The organism is Bradyrhizobium sp. P2_E8, from assembly GCF_056403875.1.
The window spans coordinates 1-1130 of the sequence record NZ_JBFUES010001559.1 but is presented as its reverse complement, the minus strand read 5'-3'; the positions used below and the strand labels follow the sequence as shown (position 1 = coordinate 1130).

2 protein-coding genes are annotated in these 1130 nt (G+C 63.1%); both read left to right on the top strand.

Annotated features, from left to right (window positions below):
• Positions 1 to 56 precede the first annotated feature (56 nt).
• Positions 57 to 587, top strand: coding sequence for a ubiquinol-cytochrome c reductase iron-sulfur subunit (petA, locus tag AC1D00_RS42295; protein WP_026232845.1), 531 nt, complete (start codon positions 57 to 59; stop codon positions 585 to 587).
• A 62-nt stretch (positions 588 to 649) separates the two neighbouring features.
• Positions 650 to 1130, top strand: a 481-nt coding sequence (locus AC1D00_RS42290) for a cytochrome b (RefSeq protein WP_477014801.1), incomplete at its 3' end; no start/stop codon positions are given.

Below are 1130 nucleotides of genomic sequence, written 5' to 3'. Positions count from 1 at the left end.
CCTTGGGGGCCCCTGGAGCGGTTCCACCGGTAGCATAAGAAGAAAGGGTTGGAATCGTGACGACAGCGTCTTCGGCGGACCATCCGACACGCCGTGATTTCTTATTCGTTGCAACGGGGGCAGCTGCAGCAGTAGGGGGCGCAGCCGCGCTCTGGCCCTTCATCTCCCAAATGAATCCTGATGCCTCGACCATCGCGGCCGGTGCGCCGATCGAGGTCGATCTCAGCCCGGTCGCCGAGGGGCAGGACATCAAGGTATTCTGGCGCGGCAAGCCGATCTACATCAGCCACCGCACCAAGAAGCAGATCGACGAGGCGCGCGCCGTCAACGTGGCGAGCCTGCCCGATCCGCAGTCCGACGAGGCCCGGGTCAAGTCCGGCCATGAGCAGTGGCTGGTCGTGATCGGCATCTGCACCCATCTCGGCTGCATCCCGATCGCTCATGAGGGCAATTACGACGGGTTCTTCTGCCCCTGCCATGGTTCGCAGTACGATTCGTCCGGCCGCATCCGTCAGGGGCCCGCGCCCGCGAACCTGCCGGTGCCGCCGTACCAGTTCGTTTCCGACACCAAAATCCAGATCGGCTGAGCTTCGGACCCTCGTCCGAAGCTTCGCGCCGTCTCGTCGTATTATTTCCTCAGGATCGCATCATGAGCGGACCATCCGACTACCAGCCGAGCAATCCGGCCCTGCAATGGATCGAGCGGCGCCTGCCGATCCTCGGCCTCATGCACTCCTCCTTCGTCGTCTACCCCACCCCGCGCAACCTGAACTACTGGTGGACCTTCGGCGCCATCCTCTCCTTCATGCTGGGGATGCAGATCCTGACCGGCGTGATCCTGGCGATGCACTACACGCCGCATGCCGATCTCGCCTTCAAGTCGGTCGAGCTGATCGTCCGTGACGTCAACTACGGCTGGCTGCTGCGCAACATGCATGCCTGCGGCGCGTCGATGTTCTTCTTCGCGGTCTACGTCCACATGCTGCGCGGCCTCTATTACGGTTCCTACAAGGAGCCGCGCGAGGTGCTGTGGATCCTCGGCGTCATCATCTACCTCCTGATGATGGCGACCGGCTTCATGGGCTACGTGCTGCCGTGGGGCCAGATGAGCTTCTGGGGCGCCACCGTCA